At 71.0% G+C, this 20920-nt stretch carries 16 protein-coding genes and 2 pseudogenes; 12 read left to right on the top strand and 6 right to left on the bottom strand.

What is annotated here, in order from left to right; genetic code table 11:
* The first annotated feature begins 326 nt into the window (after positions 1 to 326).
* Together ACFVYR_RS00360 and ACFVYR_RS00355 are read left to right on the top strand one after the other, a co-directional pair.
* Positions 327 to 1697 carry a wax ester/triacylglycerol synthase family O-acyltransferase gene (locus ACFVYR_RS00360; protein ID WP_384246959.1) on the top strand — a complete coding sequence of 457 codons (1371 nt, stop codon included), beginning with the start codon at positions 327 to 329 and terminating at the stop codon, positions 1695 to 1697.
* A gap of 70 nt (positions 1698 to 1767) precedes the next feature.
* Entirely contained in the window at positions 1768 to 3279 is a 1512-nt protein-coding gene (locus ACFVYR_RS00355; RefSeq protein WP_384246957.1) for an SDR family NAD(P)-dependent oxidoreductase, read from the top strand.
* A 99-nt stretch (positions 3280 to 3378) separates the two neighbouring features.
* Here the strand turns inward: ACFVYR_RS00355 and ACFVYR_RS00350 are convergent, their stop codons facing one another.
* The 3 genes from ACFVYR_RS00350 to ACFVYR_RS00340 form a co-directional block, all read right to left on the bottom strand.
* Positions 3379 to 4260 carry an alpha/beta fold hydrolase gene (locus ACFVYR_RS00350; protein ID WP_384246955.1) on the bottom strand — a complete coding sequence of 294 codons (882 nt, stop codon included), beginning with the start codon at positions 4258 to 4260 and terminating at the stop codon, positions 3379 to 3381.
* A 97-nt stretch (positions 4261 to 4357) separates the two neighbouring features.
* On the bottom strand, positions 4358 to 4936 hold the full coding sequence (locus ACFVYR_RS00345; protein WP_384246952.1) for a TetR/AcrR family transcriptional regulator: 579 nt from the start codon (positions 4934 to 4936) through the stop codon (positions 4358 to 4360).
* Between the two features lie 239 nt (positions 4937 to 5175).
* Entirely contained in the window at positions 5176 to 5979 is an 804-nt protein-coding gene (locus tag ACFVYR_RS00340; RefSeq protein WP_384246950.1) for an SDR family oxidoreductase, read from the bottom strand.
* A gap of 239 nt (positions 5980 to 6218) precedes the next feature.
* Here ACFVYR_RS00340 and ACFVYR_RS00335 point away from each other — a divergent pair, with 239 nt between their 5' ends.
* A complete protein-coding gene (locus ACFVYR_RS00335; protein ID WP_384246948.1) occupies positions 6219 to 6392 on the top strand; it encodes a hypothetical protein in 174 nt (57 codons plus the stop codon).
* Positions 6393 to 6838: 446 nt separating this feature from the next.
* Positions 6839 to 7465: pseudogene (locus tag ACFVYR_RS00330) on the top strand (nitroreductase family deazaflavin-dependent oxidoreductase); the annotation flags it as partial.
* A gap of 211 nt (positions 7466 to 7676) precedes the next feature.
* Here the strand turns inward: ACFVYR_RS00330 and ACFVYR_RS00325 are convergent.
* Positions 7677 to 8714 carry a LacI family DNA-binding transcriptional regulator gene (locus ACFVYR_RS00325; RefSeq protein ID WP_384247969.1) on the bottom strand — a complete coding sequence of 346 codons (1038 nt, stop codon included), beginning with the start codon at positions 8712 to 8714 and terminating at the stop codon, positions 7677 to 7679.
* Between the two features lie 304 nt (positions 8715 to 9018).
* On the opposite strand from ACFVYR_RS00325, the gene ACFVYR_RS00320 reads away from it, so the two are divergent.
* From ACFVYR_RS00320 to ACFVYR_RS00300, 5 genes are all read left to right on the top strand, one after another.
* Positions 9019 to 10317: an ABC transporter substrate-binding protein gene (locus ACFVYR_RS00320; protein WP_384246945.1), complete on the top strand. Its 1299-nt coding sequence runs from the start codon at positions 9019 to 9021 to the stop codon at positions 10315 to 10317.
* A 41-nt stretch (positions 10318 to 10358) separates the two neighbouring features.
* Positions 10359 to 11336, top strand: coding sequence for a carbohydrate ABC transporter permease (locus ACFVYR_RS00315; RefSeq protein ID WP_384246943.1), 978 nt, complete (start codon positions 10359 to 10361; stop codon positions 11334 to 11336).
* Entirely contained in the window at positions 11333 to 12250 is a 918-nt protein-coding gene (locus ACFVYR_RS00310) for a carbohydrate ABC transporter permease (RefSeq protein WP_384246941.1), read from the top strand. The genes ACFVYR_RS00315 and ACFVYR_RS00310 overlap by 4 nt, the downstream gene beginning before the upstream one ends.
* An 84-nt stretch (positions 12251 to 12334) precedes the next feature.
* Positions 12335 to 13576 (top strand): glycosyl hydrolase, encoded by a 1242-nt coding sequence (locus ACFVYR_RS00305; protein WP_384246938.1) that lies wholly within the window; start codon positions 12335 to 12337, stop codon positions 13574 to 13576.
* Positions 13577 to 13785: 209 nt separating this feature from the next.
* Entirely contained in the window at positions 13786 to 16803 is a 3018-nt protein-coding gene (locus tag ACFVYR_RS00300; RefSeq protein WP_384246936.1) for an alpha-mannosidase, read from the top strand.
* A 50-nt stretch (positions 16804 to 16853) separates the two neighbouring features.
* Here the strand turns inward: ACFVYR_RS00300 and ACFVYR_RS00295 are convergent, their stop codons facing one another.
* The gene (locus ACFVYR_RS00295; protein WP_384246934.1) at positions 16854 to 17606 is read right to left on the bottom strand and encodes a hypothetical protein; all 753 of its coding nucleotides are present in this window, start codon (positions 17604 to 17606) and stop codon (positions 16854 to 16856) included.
* A 226-nt stretch (positions 17607 to 17832) separates the two neighbouring features.
* On the opposite strand from ACFVYR_RS00295, the pseudogene ACFVYR_RS00290 reads away from it, so the two are divergent.
* From ACFVYR_RS00290 to ACFVYR_RS00280, 3 genes and pseudogenes are all read left to right on the top strand, one after another.
* Positions 17833 to 18466, top strand: a pseudogene (locus ACFVYR_RS00290) (aldo/keto reductase); the annotation flags it as partial.
* Complete coding sequence (locus ACFVYR_RS00285; protein ID WP_384246931.1) at positions 18463 to 18603, top strand: L-rhamnose mutarotase; 141 nt, start codon at positions 18463 to 18465, stop codon at positions 18601 to 18603. The pseudogene ACFVYR_RS00290 and the gene ACFVYR_RS00285, both read left to right, overlap by 4 nt.
* Complete coding sequence (locus ACFVYR_RS00280; protein WP_384246929.1) at positions 18600 to 19457, top strand: amidohydrolase family protein; 858 nt, start codon at positions 18600 to 18602, stop codon at positions 19455 to 19457. Before ACFVYR_RS00285 ends, ACFVYR_RS00280 begins: the two co-directional genes overlap by 4 nt.
* Here ACFVYR_RS00280 and ACFVYR_RS00275 read toward each other — a convergent pair.
* Positions 19445 to 20872: a lipase maturation factor family protein gene (locus ACFVYR_RS00275; protein ID WP_384246927.1), complete on the bottom strand. Its 1428-nt coding sequence runs from the start codon at positions 20870 to 20872 to the stop codon at positions 19445 to 19447. The two genes, ACFVYR_RS00280 and ACFVYR_RS00275, sit on opposite strands and share 13 nt — an antisense overlap.
* Positions 20873 to 20920: the final 48 nt, after the last annotated feature.

The raw sequence follows: 20920 nt of genomic DNA, 5'->3' as shown, positions 1-20920 counted from the left end.
CAGAAGGAAATCAGGGGCACGACGGCATTCCGTTCAACAAATCGGACACTCTCCCGTCGAAAAGCGCGTTCTATGGCCCCTGCAAGGAAATTCACCGGGAGTGCGGGCCGAATAGCGTGACCGGACTGCGTATTCGATGTGCAGGTTCATTGAAGGCGCGCCGATTCGTGACCGAAGGGGACATCCGGGGCAGGTCCGGCCGAAGGGTCGGCGACTTAATCCGTTGTTGACTAAGCGTAGTGGGACCGTACTTGACCGTAGTCGGCCGGAACGATTGACTTCACGTTCGTCATCCCCCGCATCGTCCTCGACGCGAGAGCGAGCCCGTGACTTCGTCGTCTGCTCAGAGCTCCGACCTGCTCGTGCCTCTCGATCTGGCCTTCTGGAACATCGAGACGCCCGCACACCCCATGCATCTGGCCGCACTCGGCGTCTTCGAGGCCGAAGGACCCGACGCGGCGGACCGTGCCGCCGAGCTCCTCGCGGACCGCGCGGCGCTCGTGCCCGCGCTACGCATGCGCATACGTTCCGTCCTGCTGCCCGTGGGCGGCGCGATGCGCGTACCGGTGCCCGTCTTCGATCCGCTGGAGCACATCAGGGTCGCGGCGCCCGTGGCGGACTTCCACGCTGCCGCGGGCGAGCTGATGCAGCGGCCCGTGGAGCGCGGCAGGCCGCCCTGGGAGGCACACGTGCTGCCGGGCGCGGACGGCACCACCTTCGCCGTGCTCTTCAAGTTCCACCACGCACTCGCCGACGGGCTGCGCGCCCTGACGCTCGCCGCGGCCCTCCTCGACCCCGTCGACCTGCCCGCCGCCCGGCAACGGCCCCCGGCGCCCGCCGCCCCACCGTGGTCCGCCCTGGACCCGCGCACCCTGCCGGACCGCGTGCGCTCCACGGTCGCCGCCGCGGGCCAGGTCCTCGGCATCGGCGCCTCCGTCGCCCGCGCCACCCTGGGCGTACGCTCCTGCGCCGCGCTCACCGCCACCGCCAGCGGCACCCGCCGCACCGCGGGCGTCGTCCTCGACCTGGACGATGTCCACCACATACGCAAGGCCGTGGGAGGCACCGTCAACGACGTACTGATCGCCGTGGTCGCCGGAGCCCTGCGCCGCTGGCTCGACGAGCGCGGCGACTGCAGCGAAGGAGTCGAACCGCGCGCCCTCATCCCCGTCTGCCGGCGCCGCCCGCGCACCGCGCAGCCCCCTGGGAACCGGCTCTCCGGATATCTGGTCCGCCTCCCCGTCGGCGACGACGACCCGCTGGCCAGGCTGCGCGGGGTGCGCGCCGCCATGGACCGCAGCAAGGAGGCGGGCCCCGAGCGGGGCGCGGGCGCCGTGGCGCTGCTCGCCGAACACGTGCCCCCGCTCGGGCACCGGGTCGGCGGCCCCGTCGTCGCGCAGGCCGCCCGGCTGCTCTTCGACATCCTCGTCACCAGCGTCCCGCTGCCCGGCCTCGGACTGCGGCTCGGCGGCTGCCGGCTCACCGAGGTCTACCCCTTCGCGCCGCTCGCCCAGGGCCAGTCGCTCGCCGTCGCCGTCTCCACCTACCGGGGCCGGGTGCACTACGGGCTGATCGCGGACGCCGCCGCCGTACCGGACCTGGAACTCCTGGCGCAGAGCGTGCGGGACGAGATCGACGGCCTCGTGGCGGTGTGCGCGCGGGAAGCGGGTTTGGTTCCTGGGCACGCCCCTACGTAAACTTCGGATTTTGGAGCTTCCGCGGACGACCAGATGCGCCGTGGCACGGAATGACACGAGGACAGCGGCGATGACGGTGACGGACGAAAGCCACGAGAGGCCTGTCGAGGCCGAGTGCGACGCGGGCGACGCGTACGGGCCCGGCATCGACCCGGACCGCCTCGCCGTCTGCCTCAGCGTCCTCGACGAGCTGGACAAGCTGGACGTCGACCACCCGGACGCGATCGCGGTGCGCCGGGCCACGGCCGGGATCTACCGGACGGTGAAGCAGCGCCGCCGTCAGGAGCGCCGCGCCGCCAAGACCGCCCACGACAAGGCCGTCACCGAGGCCACCGCCACCGGCTCCGCCCAGCGCATCGACGACGAGACCGAGGGCCTGCTGCCCTCCTCGCGGACCGAGGAGGGCCGGATCGCGGGGATACTCGAGCGCCCGCGCTCCTGCTACACCTGCAAGACGCGGTACGTGGAGGTCGACTACTTCTACCACCAGCTCTGTCCCGACTGCGCCCGCCTGAACCGCACCAAGCGCGACGCCCGCGCCGACCTCACCGGCAAGCGCGCCCTGCTCACCGGCGGCCGCGCCAAGATCGGCATGTACATCGCGCTGCGCCTCCTGCGTGACGGCGCCCACACGACCATCACGACCCGGTTCCCCAAGGACGCCATCCGCCGGTTCAAGGCGATGGACGACTCGGCCGAGTGGCTGCACCGCCTGGAGGTCGTCGGCATCGACCTGCGCGACCCGGCCCAGGCCGTCGCGCTCGCCGAGCGGATGACCGCGGCGGGACCGCTGGACATCCTCATCAACAACGCGACGCAGACCGTACGCCGCCTGCCCTCCGCGTACGCCGCGCTGGTCGAAGGCGAGAGCGCGCCGCTGCCCGTCGGCGAACTGCCCGCCCACTCCGTCATCGGCGCCTTCAACTCCGGCGCGGTCGACGGCCTGGCCGCACTGCCCGTCGGCATCAGCGGCCTCGACGCGCAGCAGGTCGCCGACCTCGCGCTCGTCGGGGGCAACGCCAGTGTCGCCCGGCACCTCGACGGCACCGCCATCGACGCGGGCGGCCTCGTGCCGGACGTCGTCGACAGCAACACCTGGGTGCAGACCATCGAGCAGATCTCTCCTGTCGAGCTCCTGGAGACCCAACTCTGCAACTACACCTCGCCGTTCATCCTCATCAGCGCGCTGCGCGGGGCGATGGCCGACGCGGCGAAGAAGGCGGCGAGCGGCCGCGCCCACATCGTCAACGTCTCGGCGATGGAAGGTGTCTTCGGCCGTGGCTACAAGGGCGCGGGCCACCCGAACACGAACGCCGCGAAGGCGGCCATGAACATGGTGACGCGGACCAGCGCCCAGGAGATGTTCCAGACCGACGGCATCCTCATGACCTCGGTCGACACCGGCTGGATCACCGACGAGCGTCCGCACTACGACAAGCTGCGCCTGGCCGAGGAGGGGTTCCACGCCCCGCTCGACCTGATCGACGGCGCAGCCCGCGTCTACGACCCGGTGGTGCGCGGCGAGGCGGGCGAAGACGTGTACGGCGTCTTCCTGAAGGACTACGAGCCCGGAAAGTGGTAGCGGGGCCGGGGCTCACCCTCACCGCCTGATCGCCGTCCGACTGCAGGACGGGCTTCCCTGGTGGCGACGGTGGGGCGTGTGCCGCCGACCTGGCGGCGGTTACAGATGCGCGGCCAGGAACGTAAGGACGACGTCAGCCATCTCGTCGGGTACTTCCTCCGCCAGGTCGTGGCCTGCGTCGAAGACGTGCCCGGTGACGTCGTGGGCCATGAGCCGCATCTGGGACTCGTTGCGATCGCCGATGAACGCGGAACCGCCGAGCGCCAGAACCGGGATGTCCAGCTTCTTCCGCGCGGCCTGCCGGTTCTGTTCGGCGTCGATGAGCATCGCCCGGTAGATCGAGAGCATCGCCCGGATGCCGCCGGGCATGGAGTAGCAGCGCACGTACTCCTCGATCGCGTCGGGGGTGGCGCTGTCGGGGCGGCTGCGCTCGTTCTTGATCATGTAGGTGATCAGCTCGCGCTCGTGCCCGGAGATCAGCATCTCGGGTACGTCAGGCTGGAAGTAGAAGCCCAGGTGCCACAGGTGCAGGCCGCCGGAGACGTTCTCGGGGGTGAGTGCGGTGTGGTCCTCGAAGCCGAATCCGGGGAACAGGGCCTCGGCGAAGACGAGGCCGCTGACGTGGTCGCGGTGGCGGGCGGCGAGCTGGTAGCCGATCACCGCTCCCCAGTCCTCGCCGATCACCGCGTACGTCTCGTGTCCGAGGCGGGTCATCAGTTCGGCGACGTCGTCGCTCATCGTCGCGGAGTCGTAGCCGTCCGCGGGGCGGGCGGAGTCGCCGAGGCCGCGGAGGTCCGGTACGACGACGGTGTAGTGGGGCGTCAGTTTCGGGACGAGGTGGCGCCAGTGGTAGCCGGTCTTGGGCACGCCGTGCAGCAGTACCACCGCGGGGCCGGACCCGGCCGTGCGGTAGTGCAGGCTCGTTCCGTTGACGGCGACACGGCCGGTGCGGACGGGCGTTCCGTCATGGTCATGCATCATGTGTTGCCAACCTCTGCTTTCCGGTGTGCGGGCGGCGTGCCCGCGCTCTCTGGTGCCGTTTCTGGATCGGGTGTTACGGATTGCGGCCATGAAAAAATCAGTCGAGAGCGGTCAGGGCAAGCTCCACGAGCGGTTCGAGGGTGCGGGGATCCGGCGTGATCTTCGAGGAGACCAGCAGCCCGTTGAGGAAGGTGATGAGGAAGGCGGCGAGAACATGCGGGTCATGGCGCGCCGCAACCTCACCCCGCTCCACCGCGACTCGCAGCACCTCGGCGAGCGCGTCCCGGCCGGCATCCTGCACGTCCCGCACGATGCGCCGGATCGACGGGTCCCCGGGCAGCCGCTCGCAGGCGGCATTGACCACCAGGCAGCCCCGGCCGTCATGCTCGGCGGCGATGCGGACCCGCTCCGTCAGCATCGTACGGATCGCCGAGCGGACATCCGCCCCCTCCTCCAGGTCGCGCAGGGCGGCCGCCGCGAGGGTGGTGCGGTAGTGCTCAAGCGCGGCCCGGTACAGGCCGTCCTTGTCGCCGAATGCCGCGTACAGGCTGCCCTGCCCGATTCTCAGGTGCTGAGTCAGGTCGCGCACGGAGGTCGCCTCGTAGCCGCGCGTCCAGAACAGCTCCATGGCGCGGCTCACCGCCGCCTCGGTGTCGAACTCCCGGGTCCTTGCCATGGTTCCACCCTAAGCTATCTGGATCGAGCGCTCAAGAAAGCGTGACTGTGCATCTGCCGCCTGTACGTGACCGACCGGGGCGACGACGGCGAGCAGGTGCCGGGCCTTGGCGGTCCGCCCGTACCCGGCGAACGCGGCGCCGAGCGGGGCGGATTGGCCCCCGCGGCCGGACATCCGCTGCCGGAGACCACTGGCGGTCGCCGCCCGGCCGGAGCCCGCGGGGAACCGGCGACAGTTGACTACGCGAGCCCACCACTACCGAGGCCGTGCACCACCTGCGACGGCCCCTTCGCCGTGGACGCCGCGCGCACCCGCGTACCGCCGTCGACCAGCAGATCGGCGCCCGTGATCCAGCAGGCGGCGTCCGAGACCAGCCAGGCCACAGCCCGTGCCACGTCCTCCGGCTCCCCGATGCGGCCGAGCGGCAGTCCCGCCGCCACCTGCTCCTGCGCCCGCTCCCAGACGAAACGCGCCATGTCCGTGCGGACGAGGCCGGGGGAGACGGAGTTGACCCGCACCGACGGGGCGAGTTCGCCCGCCAGCTGTCGGGTGAGGTGCAGCAGCGCGGCCTTGCTCGTGCCGTACGCGCCGACGTTCGGGCCCACGTGCTCGGCGCCCTCCGTGCAGATGTTGACGACGGCGCCGCCGTGCTCCGCCATCCAGGCCCGCCACGCGAGTTGCGTCAGCCGCAGGGCCGCCTCGACATTCACGGCGAAGGCGGTGCGCCACACGTCGGGATCGGCCTCCATCAGCGGGCCGTTGGGCGCGTTCGTCGCGGCGTTGTTGACGAGGACGTCGAGGCGGCCGAACGTACGCACCGCGAGGTCGACGCAGTCTTCGAGATGCGCGGGGTCGGCGACGTCGCCGGGGAGCCCGACCGCCTTCGCACCGGTAGCGCGAAGCGCTTCCACCGCGGCCCGCACCCCGTCGGCGTCACGCGCGGTGACAACGAGGCGGTGGTCCGCCGCCGCGAGCGCCCCGGCGACGGCGAACCCGATCCCGCGGGATCCGCCGGTCACCAACGCCACTGCCGACTGCTCCATTTCATGCCCCTGCTGGTCCGTCATTGTCCGGAATTCACCCCCATCTTTCGGGCCCCATCGAGCGGGGGCCTGCTCATTTGGTTAACCTGGAGCGAACGGGTATCCATCAGGGAGCCACAAACCTCCCTCGGCCGCCCGGGGACAGGCCGGCAATCACGGCCGCGGTCCCGCCAGAGAACGGCGCCACCGCGACCGAACTGCCCCCTGACCTTCCGTTACGCGACACAGAGGAGTGCGCGGTGACACCCGATCTGACGAAGCACGAAAAGCGACCGGCGGAACGCGGCGGCGACGGGGCCGGCAGGCCCACGAAGCTCCGCAACCTGGAGGCGTGGGCCAAGGCGGCCCCCATCCGCCTGGCCGGTTACGAGGACGACCTCGCCGAGCCGCACATCCTCCCCGGGATCGACTGACGGTACCGGTCCAGTACGGGACCGGAGCCGATCCGGCACCGACTCGGGAGCGATCTGGGCCAGGGTCCCCGAGGTGCCGACCCGTTCCGCTTCGCCACGTGCCCCCTGCCTTCGACGGTAGTCCGAAGGCAGGGGGCAACTGTGTGCTGTCACACGCGCATTGGCAGCCCGCGGTGAACGGTCCACGTTGACAGGCGGGGAAGCGGTTGTCTGTAATGGTGCTCGTGCCGCGTGGCGCCGACCAAAGAGCAGTGGGCAGGTCGGCGATCGGGCGAGCACCTTCACTCAAGGACGACGCCGATGGATACGTCGTGAGTTCACATCCCGGGCCTCTCGCCTGACCTGCGCCTTCGCGCGCCCCGCCACGCCTTTCCCGCGTGACGCTCCCTCACCTTCACCGCGCCCGACGCGGCACCGAACACGTCGTACGGAGACCCGACACCGTCATGCCCACGAACTCCACGCCACCGCATTCCACGCCCACACACTTCAACCAGTCCGTCATCGACGAGTTCCGAGCCCGTGGCGGCAAGGTCGGTGGCCCCTTCGAAGGGGGCGACCTCCTCCTGCTCACCACCACCGGCGCGAAGTCCGGCAAGCGGCACACCACTCCGCTCGGCTTTGTCCGCGCCGACGGTCTGCTGCTGGTCATCGGCTCGAACCTGGGCGCTCCGAGCCACCCCGACTGGTACCAGAACCTCCTCGCCCACCCTGCGGTCACCGTCGAACTGGGCAGCGAGGAGTTCGAGGCGATCGCCGTCCCCGCCGAGGGCGAGCGGCGCGACCGGCTCTTCGACCGGGCGGTCGCCATCGCCCCGGGATACGGCGACTACCAGGAGCGGACCGCCAGGGCCCTGCCCGTCGTCGTCCTGGAACGGCCGGTGCACGAGGCCGAAACCCCGGAAGAGGCAACCGACTTCGCGGCAAAGATGGTCCAGGTCCACCGCTGGCTGCGCGGTCAGCTGCGGCACGTACGGGACGAGACCGACGCGTACTTCACCGCGCTCGCCGCGCATCGGGGGCCGGGCGCCCCTCCGCCGCCGGGCCTCGGTCTGCAGATCCGCCCGGCATGTCCGTCGAGTTGACTTCGCATCTCGACTACGAGGAGGAGTCGCTGCTGCCGATTTTGGCCGCACTTCCGTGGCCGCCGGTGCCGCTTTCCAGCGCACCGGATACGTCAACTTCGCCCGCCGGATCTGCATGATCTGGAGCTGACCGGCCGGGTGCGGCTGCTTGGCGGCTGCTTCCGGCTCCCTTGCGCGATCTGACGCGGACGTACGCTACTCAGACTGCATCCCCTCGTACCGCATCCCCTCGCACCGGCCCCGTACTCTCCCGCTCGATCAACCGCGGCAACGGCACCTGCACCGTGGCCGCCGGGCCGTTGTCGAGCAGGGACAGGAGTTCGCGGGCCGCCGTGCGGCCGAAGGAGACCGTGTCGCGGGACAGGGCCGTCAGCCAGGGGCGCACCATGCGGCAGAGCGCCGAGTCCTCCCAGGCGACGACGGAGACGTCGGCCGGGACCGCGAAGCCGAGGGAGGTCGCGGCGGCGACGCCGGCCACCGCCATCACGTCGTTGTCGTACACGAGCGCGGTCGGCGGCTCGGCCGATTCCAGGACGCGCCGGGTCACGGCCGCGCCCTCCGCGTCGGAGTAGTCCGTCGTCACCGAACGCACCCCGGACAGGCCACGGCCCGCCGCCTCGACGCGCAGCGTGCGGATGCGGCGCTCGGTGTGCGCGAGCCCCTCAAGACCCGCGATGTGCACGATGCGGCGGTGCCCGAGGCCGTGCAGATGGCCGACGACCGACGCCATCGCGCCCGCGTCGTCCGCCCACACCGTGGACAGGCCGGGGTGTTCGTCGCCCGGCTCGGGCACGCCGCCCGTCACCACCGCGGGCAGCCCCAGTTCGTCGAGGAGCGCGGGCCGCGGGTCGTCCGTGCGCGGGTCAACGACCAGGACGCCGTCCACCCGGTGCTCCGCCCACCAGCGGCGATAGACCGCGCACTCGGCCGCCACGTCCTCCACGACCTGGAAGAGAAGCCCCAAGTGCCGCTCGGCCAGGACCTCCTGGACGCCCGAGATCAGCTGCAGGAAGAACGAGTCGACGCCCAGCGTCGCCGCCGGACGCGCCACGACAAGGCCCACCGTCGCCGAGCCCTCGCCGGACAGGGCGCGCGCCGCCGTGCTGGGCCGCCAGCCCAGCTGCTCCGCGACCCTGCGCACCCGGTCGCGGGTGATGTCGGAGACCCCGGGCCGGTCGTTGAGCGCGAAGGAGACGGCGCTCTCGGAGACCCCGGCGCGGCGCGCGATGTCCTTCATGGTCGGCCGGCGCGCCGGTGACCGCTTGCCTTGCACCCGTTGCCCCTTTCCTGGCTACCGGATACTAATGCGCTTGAGCTGCCTGACTCTAAAGCGCATTAGTCGCCCGCCGCAAGAGCTTCAACACACCCCGCTGACCTGGTGTGTTGTCTGGATGATCGACCGATCTTCGATTTCCGTTCCACGAATCCATTGACTTTGCGCCACCACCCCGTGCAGGGTCTGCCTCGGCGTGGATTGCCCGGCTCGGACGGTTGCAGTCACCGCCGTCTCACGCTGGGCCGAGCAAAGGAGCCGTTTCACCGTGCGTATCTCCCGCATCCCTCGCAGAGCGGTCGCCGCAGGCGCCGTCCTCGCCGTCCTGCTGCCGCTGAGCGCCTGTGGCGACGGCGACGACGGCGGCGGTTCCCAGGACGCGTCCGGGAAGATCGAAGGCAAGATCAGCTTCCAGACCTGGAACCTGAAGGCGAACTTCAAGCCCTACTTCGAGGGCCTGGTCGACGAGTTCGAGAAGAAGTACCCCGGCACCGAGGTGAACTGGGTCGACCAGCCCGGCGAGGGCTACCCCGACAAGATCAGCGCCGACGCCGCTGCCGGCACACTGCCCGACGTCGTCAACGTATCGCCCGACCTGGTCGCCCCGCTCGCCAAGGCGGGCATCGCGCTCGACCTCGGCAAGGCGGCCGGGAAGTACGAGAAGGAGTACCTGCCCGGAGCCTGGAAGAGCCACCAGATACCGGGCATGGACGGCACGTACGCCTTCCCCTGGTACCTCAACACCGGGCCGCTCTTCTACAACAAGCGCCTCTTCAAGGATGCCGGCCTCGACGAGAACAAGCCCCCGAAGACGTACGACCAGCTCTTCGACCAGGCACTGCGGCTCGCCGAGAAGAGCGACGGGAAGGTCGCCACGCTCGCCAACGTCCCCACCATCGAGGACTTCGGGCGGTACGGCGTACCGCTGATGAACAAGGAAGGCACCGGCTTCACCTTCAACGACGCCAAGGGCGTCGAACTCCTCGCCAAGTACAAGAAGTTGTACGACGCCAAGGCGCTCGACGGGCAGGCGCTGACCGCGACGCCCGAGTCGACGGGCAAGAAGTTCCTCACCGAGGCCGTGGCGATGAACCCCGGCAGCGCTCTGGACCTGGAGAAGTTCAAGAAGGACGCGCCGAAGCTCTACAAGAACATCGGCATCACCCCGCAGATCAGCAGCACCGGCAAGGACAACATGTACGTGATGGGCGTGATGGTGAACGCCCGCACCAAGCAGACCCCGGCCGCCGTCGCCTTCGCGCACTTCGTCACCGACGCCCAGCACCAGATGGAGTTCGCCAAGAAGGTCGCGATCTTCCCCAGCACCGCGGGCTCCCTCGACGACCCGTACTTCACCAAGCAGGACGGCAAGGAGGAGACGCGGGTCCGCGTCGCCGCCGCCAAGTCCATCAAGACCGCGGTGAACTACACGCCCGTGCTGTTCAGCGAGCAGATGAAGGTCGAGCTGCGCAACGCCGTCGCCAGGGCGCTGCAGGGCAAGGAAAGCCCGAAGGAAGCCCTTGACAACGCTGTCAAGAACTGCGACCGGCTGCTCAAGCAGAGCTGAGCGCCGACGCCGTGCCGAGCCACGACCCGGGAACACCAGCCATGAAGAGTCCCACCGCCGCCAAGGCGACCTCGTCCGACATCACTACAGCGGGTCCGGCGTTCAAGGACCGGCCCGCCGACGCCCGCCGCGGCGCGGGCGGCAGCCGCATCAGGCGGCAACTGCCCACCAGCCCCTGGCTGTTCGCCGCTCCCGGGCTCGCGGTCGTCACCGTGTTCATCCTCTATCCGTTCCTCAGCACGCTCAACAACTCCTTCACGGACAAGCGGACGCTGCTGCCGGGCGAGTACGTCGGGTTCGCCAACTTCTCGGAGTTGCTGCACGACGACATGTTCTGGATCGGCCTGCGCAACAGCACGCTGTACGTTCTCGTGGTCGTCCCCGCGCTCGTCCTGCTGCCCCTGCTGCTCGCGATGCTCGTCCAGAAGCACATCCCCGGCATCACCTTCTTCCGCTCCGCCTTCTACACCCCGGTGGTCGCCTCGATCGTCGTCGTGGGGCTCATCTGGGTCTGGATGCTGGACGAGCGCGGCCTGGTCAACGCCGTGCTCGAAGCGGTGGGCGTCGGCAAGGTCGGCTTCCTCAGCGACCAGTGGCTGCTGCTCTTCAGCGCCATGGCGGTCACGGTCTGGAAGGGCCTCGGCTACTACATGATCATTTACCTCGCGGCCCTCGCCAACGTGCCGCGTGAACTCCACGAGGCGGCGGCGGTCGACGGCGCGGGGGCCTTCCGCCGCTTCCTCACGGTCACCGTGCCCGCCGTCCGCTCCACCATGGTGCTGGTCGGCGCGCTCTCCTCGGTCGCCGCCTTCAAGGTGTTCTCCGAGGTGTACCTGATGGCCGGACCCGCCGGTGGCCCGGCCGGCGAGGACACCACCCTCGTGATGCTGGTGCAGCGCGTCGGCACCGGCCTGACCGGCCGGGTCGGCTACGCCTCGGCCATCTCCGTCGTCGTCTTCGTCGTCACCGTCGCACTGATGCTGCTCGTCCTGCGGGCGGACCGGAAGGAGGACGCGTGAGCACCGCCGAGAAGGTACCCGCGCCGGTCACCGCGCCCGCCACCGCCCCGAGGCCCCGCCGCCGTCGCGTCACCGACGAGAACGGCCGCCGCATGCCCGTCTGGGAGATCGTCCTGCGCTACGGGCTCCTGCTCGCCGTACTCGCGCTGATGATCGGCCCGTTCCTCTGGCAGCTTTCCACCTCTCTGAAGGGCCCGCACGAGGACATCTTCAGCTCCCCGCCGAAGTTCCTGCCCTCCGACCCGACCTTCCACAACTACGAGCGGGTCGCCGACACCATCCCCGTATGGGACTACGCGCTCAACTCACTGAAGGTGGCCGCGGCCAACGTCGTCACCAACTGCGTGGGCGCCACGCTCGCGGGCTACGCCCTGGCCCGGCTGCGCTACCGCGGCCGCAAGGCGGTCACGGTCGTCTTCATCCTGGCCATGCTGGTGCCCGTCGAAGGCATCATCATCGCCCAGTTCACGACCATGCGTGAGCTCGGCCTGAACAACACCCTCATCGGTGTGCTGCTGCCGGGCTGCGTCTCCGCGCTCAACGTCCTGCTGATGCGCAACGCCTTCCTCAACGTGCCCTACGAGATCGAGGAAGCTGCCTTCGTGGACGGCGCGAACGTCTGGCAGCGCTTCCTGCGCATCGCGCTCCCCGCGGTCAAGGGCACCCTCGCGGTCGTCGCGATCTTCGCCTTCATGGGGGCCTGGGACGACTTCCTGTGGCCGCTGATCGTGCTCAGCGACCCGGACCGCTTCACGCTCACCATCGGCCTCAACTACCTGCACGGCACCTTCGCCAACGACGAGCGCCTCGTCGCCGCGGGCACGGTCATCGCCGTGCTCCCGCTGATCGTCCTCTTCGCCTGCCTCCAGCGGTACTTCTTCCGCGGTGTGGGCGAGGGCGCGGTCAAGGGCTGAACGGCCGCCCCGAACCCTCCAGAACCAGGATCCGCATTGCCTTCCGCACCCCCTCCCGCACCGCACCCCGCACCGCCCTCCGCGATGCCTTCGGGCGCGCCGCGCTTCGGCGCCAACTACACGCCCGGTCAAGGGTGGTTCCACCACTGGCTCGACTTCGACCTCGACGCCGTACGCGCCGACCTCGACGCGATCGCCTCGCTGGGCCTCGACCACATCCGGGTCTTCCCGATCTGGCCGTACTTCCAGCCGAACCGCACCCTGATCCGTCCGCGCGCCGTCGACCAGCTGGTCCAGCTCGCGGACGCCGCCGCCGAACGCGGTCTCGACGTCAACGTCGACGGCCTCCAGGGGCATCTGTCCAGCTTCGACTTCCTGCCCGCGTGGACGCAGACCTGGCACCGGCGGAACATCTTCTCCGACCCCGACGTCGTGTCCGGGCAGGCCGCCTACCTGCGCACGCTCGCCGCCGCCCTCGCCGACCGGCCGAACTTCATCGGCATGACCATCGGCAACGAGATCAACCAGTTCTCGGCGGGCCCGCACCCCGACCCCGACCGCGTCACCGAGGAGCAGGCGGAGAGCTGGCTGCGTACCGTTCTCGCCGCCTGCGAGGAGGGCGCACCCGGCAGGCTGCACCTGCACGCCGAGTACGACGCCGCCTGGTACCAGGACGACCAGCCCTTCACCCCGGCGCAGGCCGCCCGGCTCGGTGCGGTGACCGCCGTGCACTCCTGGGTTTTCAACGGCACCGCGCAGCGGCACGGCCGCACCGGCACCGCGACGCGGCACCACGCGGCGTACATGATCGAGCTGTCCAAGGCCTGGGCGCTCGACCCGCACCGCCCCGTCTGGCTCCAGGAGGTCGGCGCCCCCGCCCCGCTGATCCCCGCCGAGCACGCGGCCGCCTTCACCGAGGAGACCATCGAGGCCGCGCTCGACTGCCAGGACGTGTGGGGCGTGACGTGGTGGTGCTCGCACGACGTCTCGCGCGACCTCGCGGATTTCCCTGAGCTGGAGTACAGCCTGGGTCTGCTGACCAATGAGGGGAAGGTCAAGCCCGCGGGAGAGGCGATCGCCCGGATCGTACGGGAGTGGCGCGGCCGTACGTACGCGCCGGCGCCCCGGACGACCGCGGTGGTCGTGGACGACGCCATGTCCCGGCGCTCGGAGTGTGCCCCTGGGGGCGCGGTCTTCGAGGCGTTCGCGCGGCTCGTGGCGGATGGGGTGCGCCCCACGGTGGTCCTTGCCGGACGGGTGGCGGATTCCGGGCACCTCGCTGCGCGAGGCATCAGCGACGTGCTGCTGCCGGAGGACGTCGGGTAGCGCCGCCCGTCCCGCACGGGGCTCCGCCCCGGACCCCGCTCCTCAAACGCCGGAGGGGCTGAAATTGCCCCCTGCTCCTCGCGGGCCGGGGGGCTGAAATTGCCCTCTGCTCCTCGCACGTCGGCGGGGCTGAAATTGGCCCCTGCTCCTCGCAGGCCGGAGGGGCTGAAATACCGAACCCACTGATCGACCTCCCCGGGAGAACCCTCATGCATGACGACCGCACCCTGGTCGAAGCCCGCCTCAAGCGCGTCCTTGACGAGCGCATCAGGCCCGCCGTGTATCCGGCCTCCGTGCCGCTCGACGTGGCCGTCTGGAATGCCCCGGGCGAGCCCGTGCCGGTGGCCGAAGGCCTCGCCGCCGAACCGTCGCCGACCGCGGTGGGGGAGCGGTGGGGCGCGCCCTGGGGGACCAGCTGGTTCCGGGTGAGCGGGACCGTGCCGAAGGAGTGGGCGGGCAGGACCGTCGAGGCCGTCCTCGACCTCGGCTTCGACGAGAACATGCCGGGCTTCCAGTGCGAGGGCCTCGTGTACCGCCCCGACGGCACCCCGGTGAAGGGCCTCAACCCGCGCAACCAGTGGGTGCGGATCGCCGCGCCCGCCGAGGGCGGCGAAGAGGTGCGCCTGCACATCGAGGCCGCCTCCAACCCCGTCATCCTCGACTACCACCCCTTCCTGCCCACGCAGTTGGGCGACAAGGAGACCGCGGGCAGCGAGCCCCAGTACAAGCTGGAGCGCATGGACCTCGCCGTCTTCGACGAGACGGTGTGGCAGCTCGTCATCGATTTCGAAGTCCTCGGCGAGCTGATGCAGGAGCTGCCCGCGGACTCCGGGCGACGCTACGACATCGTGCGCGCGGTCGGCCGTGCCCTCGACGCCGTCGACCTCCAGGACGTGAACGGCTCGGCCGCCGCGGCGCGGGCGCAACTCGAAGGGGTCCTCGCCACCCCCGCCGAGCCCTCCGCGCACCGCATCAGCGCCGTCGGCCACGCCCACATCGACTCCGCGTGGCTGTGGCCGCTGCGCGAGACGGTGCGCAAGGTCGCGCGTACGACGTCCAACATGACCGCGCTCATCGAGGACGAGCCGGACTTCGTCTTCGCCATGTCGCAGGCGCAGCAGTGGGCGTGGATCAAGGAGCACCGGCCCGAGGTGTGGGCGAAGGTCAAGAAGGCGGTCGCCGACGGGCGGTTCGTGCCGGCCGGCGGCATGTGGGTCGAGTCGGACACGAACATGCCGGGCTCCGAGGCGATGGCCCGTCAGTTCGTGCACGGCAAGCGGTTCTTCATCGACGAGTTCGGCGTGGAGAACGACGAGGCGTGGCTGCCCGACACGTTCGGCTTCGCCGCGGGCCTGCCGCAGATCATCAAGGCGGCCGGCTCCAAGTGGCTGCTCACGCAGAAGATCTCGTGGTCGCAGACCAATCGCTTCCCGCACCACACGTTCAACTGGGAAGGCATCGACGGCACCCGCATCTTCACGCACTTCCCGCCCGTCGACACCTACAACTGCTCGATGAAGGGCAGCGAGATCGCCCACGCGGCGAAGAACTTCAAGGACAAGGGCGTCGCCCGGCACTCCCTCGCGCCCACGGGGTGGGGCGACGGTGGCGGCGGCACCACTCGCGAGATGATCGCCAAGGCCGCGCGCCTGCAGGACCTCGAAGGCTCGGCGACCGTCCGGTGGGAGACGCCGGAGCAGTTCTTCGAGAAGGCCGAGGCCGAGTACCCGAACCCGCCGGTCTGGGTCGGCGAGCTCTACCTCGAACTGCACCGCGCCACGCTCACCAGCCAGGCGGGCACCAAGCAGGGCAACCGCCGCAGCGAGCACCTGCTCCGCGAGGCGGAGTTGTGGGCCACCACGGCCGCCGTCCGATCCGCCGATTTCGTCTACCCGTACGAGCAGTTGGACCGCATCTGGAAGACGGTGCTGCTCCACCAGTTCCACGACATCCTGCCCGGCTCGTCCATCGCCTGGGTGCACCGCGAGGCCCGCGCGACGTACGCGGCCCTCGCGCAGGAACTCAACGGCATCATCGACAAGGCGCAGCGCGCGCTCGCGGGCGAGGGCGCCGGAGAGCTGGTCTTCAACTCCGCGCCGCACTCGCGCGACGGCGTCCCGGCGGGCGGCGCGCGCCCCGCCGCGATCGACGGCGCGGCGGCGATCGCCTCGCGCGCCGACGGCGGCTACGTCCTCGACAACGGCCTGCTGCGGGTCGAGATCGACGCGCGCGGCCTGGTCGTCTCCGCGTACGACCTGGTGGCCGATCGTGAGACGGTCGCGCCGGGCCGCGCGGCGAACCTGCCGCAGATCCACGCGGACTTCCCGAACATGTGGGACGCGTGGGACGTGGACGAGTTCTACCGCAACACGGTCACCGATCTCGTCGAGGCGGACGAGGTCGAGCCGGGCGAGGCCGCGTCGGTCCGCGTCGTACGCACCTTCGGCGACTCGCGCCTCACCCAGATCCTCACCCTGGAGCCCGGCGCCCAGCGGCTCGACATCGACACCGAGGTCGACTGGCACGAGACGGAGAAGTTCCTCAAGCTCGCCTTCCCGCTGGACATCCACGCCGAGCGGTACGCGTCGGAGACCCAGTTCGGCCACTTCTACCGGGCCACGCACACCAACACGAGCTGGGAGGCGGCCAAGTTCGAGGCGTGCAACCACCGCTTCGTGCACATCGAGGAGCCGGGCTGGGGCGTCGCGCTCGTCAACGACTCGACGTACGGCCACGACGTGACCCGCACGGTCCGCGCCGAGGACTCCGGCACGACCACCACGGTCCGCGTCTCCCTGCTGCGCGCCCCGCGCTTCCCCGACCCCGAGACGGACCAGGGAGTGCACCGCTTCCGGCACGCCCTGGTGCCGGGCGCGGCGATCGGCGACGCGGTGCGCGAGGGCTACCGCGTCAACCTGCCTGAGCGGCGGGTGAGCGGCGGCTCCGAGGTGGCCCCGCTGATCACGGTCGACGACGACGCGGTCGTCATCACGGCGGTCAAGCTGGCCGACGACGGCAGCGGCGACGTGGTCGTCCGCTTCCACGAGGCCCACGGAGGCCGCGCGAAGCCCACCCTGACGACGGGCTTCCCGGCCGCCTCGGTCGCGGTGACCGACCTCTTGGAGCGCCCGCTCGCCGACGCGACGCCGCCGGAGCTCGCGGACGACGCGGTGTCGCTGACGCTGCGGCCGTTCGAGCTGATGACGCTGCGGTTCAGCCGGGGCTGAGCCCGAACGGCCTTACGGGGCGGGGCACGTGAGCCCCGCCCCACCCGGTTTCAGCCGTCGGCCCGCAGCCACACCCGCAGCGGGCCGACGGGCTCGAATCCCTGGCGGAGCGCGGCCGTGAGGTCATCGCCGTGCTCGTAGCCGACGACCGGTACCCCCGGCCACAGCCGGTCCGTGGCCTGGAGGCAGGAGCGCCACGCCGTGTCCAGGTCGTCGTCGGCGGTGAAGAGGTTGGAGATGCCGACCACCGAGGCGGCGGAGTAGGCGATGGCGCCCGCGACGATCCGGCCGTCGGCGGCCGTACCCGCGAGGAACACCGCTCCCTCGGCGAGCAGCGACGGCCGGAACAGTCCGGCGTTCTCCCTGTCCCCGGTGTCTGCGCCACCGCTCTCCCCCTCACCGCTCCACGCGGCCTCCCACGCCGCGAGCCGTTCGGGGCCCTCGATCGGCTGCCAGCCACCCGGACCCCGGGTACTCCGCCACGCGGGACAGTGGATCCACTGCGCCTCGAACAGGACCTCGAAGCCTGCCGCCGACAGGTCCAGCGTGCCGAAGCTGTCCTTGACCGAGGCGCCGGGCGACGTGGTGTCGATGCGGGGCAGCACGGCCTCCGGTCTTACGTCGGGTGAGAGGGTCACGGCGTCCGGGTACAGCGGGGGAGTCCGCCGGGAGCCGGCCCACAAGCCGCCTTGGGTCGTCCCCGGCACTCCGTGGGAGCGGCAGACGGCAGCGCACCAGTCGGCGTTGTTCTGTACGGCCGCGGGCAGGGGCGGGGTGGGAGCGGCGCGTGGGTCGATGATCACCTGGGGATGATGCCAGCACAGGACCCCGCCCGTCGCCCGGTCCGACGAACTGGACGACCTGCGCCGCTGCGACCGCGTGCTCGTGCTCTTCCACGGCCGGATCGTCGCGGAGCACGAGGCGGGATGGACCGAGCACGACCTGATCGCATCCATCGAGGGGGTGGGGAGTCCGACCCCCGCCGGGACGATCCCCGTCGACACGATCCCCGTCGGGACGAGTCCTGCCGACCGGGTCGACGTCGTCTTCCTGCACGACCCCGACCACCACGCCGAGGAAGCCTTCCGCGAGGGCTGCCCGGCCCTCGCGAAGCTACGCTCCGAAGGCGTCGTCGGCGCGATGGGCGCGGGCATGAACCAGGCCGCGATGCTGACCCGCTTCGTCCGCGACACGGACGTCGACGCCGTGCTCTGCGCGGGCCGCTACACACTCCTCGACCACCGGGCCCTCGCCGAGCTGCTGCCCGCGGCGAGCGAGCGGGGCACGTCGGTCGTCATCGGCGGTGTGTTCAACTCCGGCTGCTCGCCGACCCGAAGCCGGGGGCGCGGTTCGACTACACCGAGGCGCCGCCCGCACTGCTTGCGCGCGCCCGCGCCCTGCGGTGCCTCGCCGAGCGGCACGGGACCACGCTGCGGGCCGCTGCGCTCGCCTCCCCCTTCGGTCACCCCGCCGTCGCCGGCGTGCTGGTCGGCATCCACACGCCGGAGCAGGTCATCGACGCCGTCGAGCAGTTGCGGCGGGCGTCCCCGCGGGCTTCTGGCGGGAGGCACGGGCGCAGGGGCTGCTGCCCGCGGAGGTCCCGGTGCCAGAGGAGGCCTCCCTCGACATAACGGGTGGCGTACCGGGAAAGGACCCCCTGTGAGAATCGCGCTGCACACCAAGGTCCGCGCCGACCGCGTCGAGGAGTACGACGCCGCGCACCGCGAGGTCCCCGCCGGCCTCACCGCCGCCATCCGTGCCGCGGGCGCCGGACTGCCCGTCGTGTGGGAGCTCCCGTGACCGGGGCAGCGCCGTCCCTCGTCGACGCCCACCACCATGTGTGGGACCTGTCCGTGCGCGACCAGGAGTGGCTCACCGGGGACGCCCTCGCGCCGCTCCGCCGGAACTTCTCGCTGAGCGACCTCTTGCCCGAGGCCCGCGCCGCGGGCGTCACCGCCACGGTCCTCGTGCAGACGGTCGCCGTCCCCGAGGAGACCCCTGAGCTCCTCGCCCTCGCCGCAGGCAGCGACCTGGTCGCTGGAGTCGTCGGCTGGACGGACCTCACCCGCCCCGACGTGGCCGACACACTGGCGACCCTCCGCGAACTCCCGGGCGGCGAGCACCTCGTGGGCGTCCGCCACCAGGTGCAGGGCGAGGCGGACCCCGAATGGCTGCTGCGCGCGGACGTCCGCAGGGGCCTCGCCGCCGTCGCCGCGGCGGGCCTCGCCTACGACCTCGTCGTCCTGCCCCACCAACTGCCCGCCTGCGCAAGGGCGGCGGCCCAACTGCCCGAACTCACCTTCGTACTGGACCACTTGGGGAAACCGCCCGTCGTCTCGGGCGCCCTCGAACCCTGGGCCTCGGCGGTCCGCGCGCTCGCCGCCCGCCCCAACACGGTGTGCAAACTCTCCGGCATGGTCACCGAGGCCGACCACGCGACGTGGACGGTGGATGATCTGCGGCCCTACGCGGACACCGTCCTGGCCGCCTTCGGGCCCGGACGGTTGATGTTCGGCTCCGACTGGCCCGTCAGCACCCTCGCCGCGTCCTACGTCGAAGTCCTCGACGCGGCGCGGCTGTTGACCCAGCCCCTCGGCACCGGCGAGAAAGGCGAGGTGTTCGGCGGCACGGCGCGCCGCGTCTACGGCCTCTGAGCCGGCGTGTCGAGCCGCGTCGGCGGCAGGAACTCACGGACGTACGTCCGCTCCCAGCAGGCTCCCGTCGTCCGCAGCTCGCGCCAGGTCGTGAACCGGTAGCGGTAGAGCCGGGCGCGGATGTACGCGGGCGGCGCGCCGGGCGGGAACGGTGAGTGGCGCAGCAGCCGCAGGGTGTCGCGGTCGCCGTCCAGGAGCCGTTCCACCAGCCCGCCGAACCATGACCTGGCGTACGCGGGGGAGAGCCCGGCGAACCACATCATCCAGTCGAGCCGCAGGTGGTAGGGCGCGAACTGGCGCGGCCACCGCCGTACGTCGCCGGGCTTGCCCTTGAACTCGTACGCCCGCCAGTCGGAGTCCCCGCGCGGCACCGGGTCCGCCGTGCCCTCGATGACGATTTCCTGGCGGACCCGGTTGACGCTCCCGAACGCGCCGTACGCGTTGACGAGGTGCAACGGGTCGAACGAGCGGTTCATGACCTGCCGCCGGGACAGCAGATTGCGTAGCGGTCGGTAGCTCAGAGCGAAGAGCGCCGCGGTGACGGCGACGACCACCACCTCGTACCAGAGCGGCGGTTCCGCGACGTCGGGCGCCGGGTGCCAGGCGGACAGGTCCAGGGCGGACAGTGCGAGCACGACGGTGAGCCAGTTGAGCCAGGAGAAGTTGCCGGAGAGGACCAGCCACAGCTGGGTCACGATCATCAGGAGGGCCGCCCACGTCGCCACTTGCCGGGGTGTGAACAGCAGGAAGGGCACGGCGAGCTGGGTGACGTGGTTGGCCGCGACCTCCACCCGGTGCACGGGCCGCGGGAGACGGTGGAAGAACCAGCTCAGCGGGCCGGGCATCGGCTGCGTCTCGTGGTGGAAGTCCAGGCAGGTGAGCTTCCGCCAGCACGCGTCCCCGCGCATCTTGATCAGTCCCGCGCCGAACTCCACGCGGAAGAGCACCCACCGCAGCAGGAACAGCACCAGGACGGGCGGCGCGACCCGGTCGTTGCCGAGGAAGACCGCGAGGAAACCCACCTCCAGGAGCAGCGACTCCCAGCCGAAGCCGTACCAGGTCTGCCCCACGTTCACGATGGAGACGTACAGCGCCCAGGGAACCAGCCACAGCAGCATCGCGCCCCACAGCGGCAGGCGCCCGTCCAGACCGGCGAGCAGCGCGGCCGAGACCGCGCACCCCGCCCACGCGCAGAGCGCGAAGAACCGGTCCGAGTAGTGCAGCTGGAACAAGCTCGGCGCCCGCCGGAACGGCACCCGCGCGACGTACTCGGGCACCGGCAGCATCCCGCGCTCCCCGAGCAGCGCGCGGAACTGCAGGGCGGCCCCCAGGAAGGCCACGAGGTAGACCGCGGCCAGCGCCCGCTGGAAGATCAGCCGGCTCAGCCAGTACGCGTCCGCCGAGAACCACTCCACGGGCCTCATTGTGCCGCCGGTGTCGCTTTTCGGCAGAGTACGGCGTGG

This window comes from Streptomyces sp. NPDC058284 (assembly GCF_042881135.1).
In the GTDB taxonomy this organism is placed as follows: Bacteria; Actinomycetota; Actinomycetes; order Streptomycetales; family Streptomycetaceae; genus Streptomyces.
Note: the sequence above shows the minus strand (reverse complement) of the source record. Positions and strands in the feature narration are given on the sequence as shown.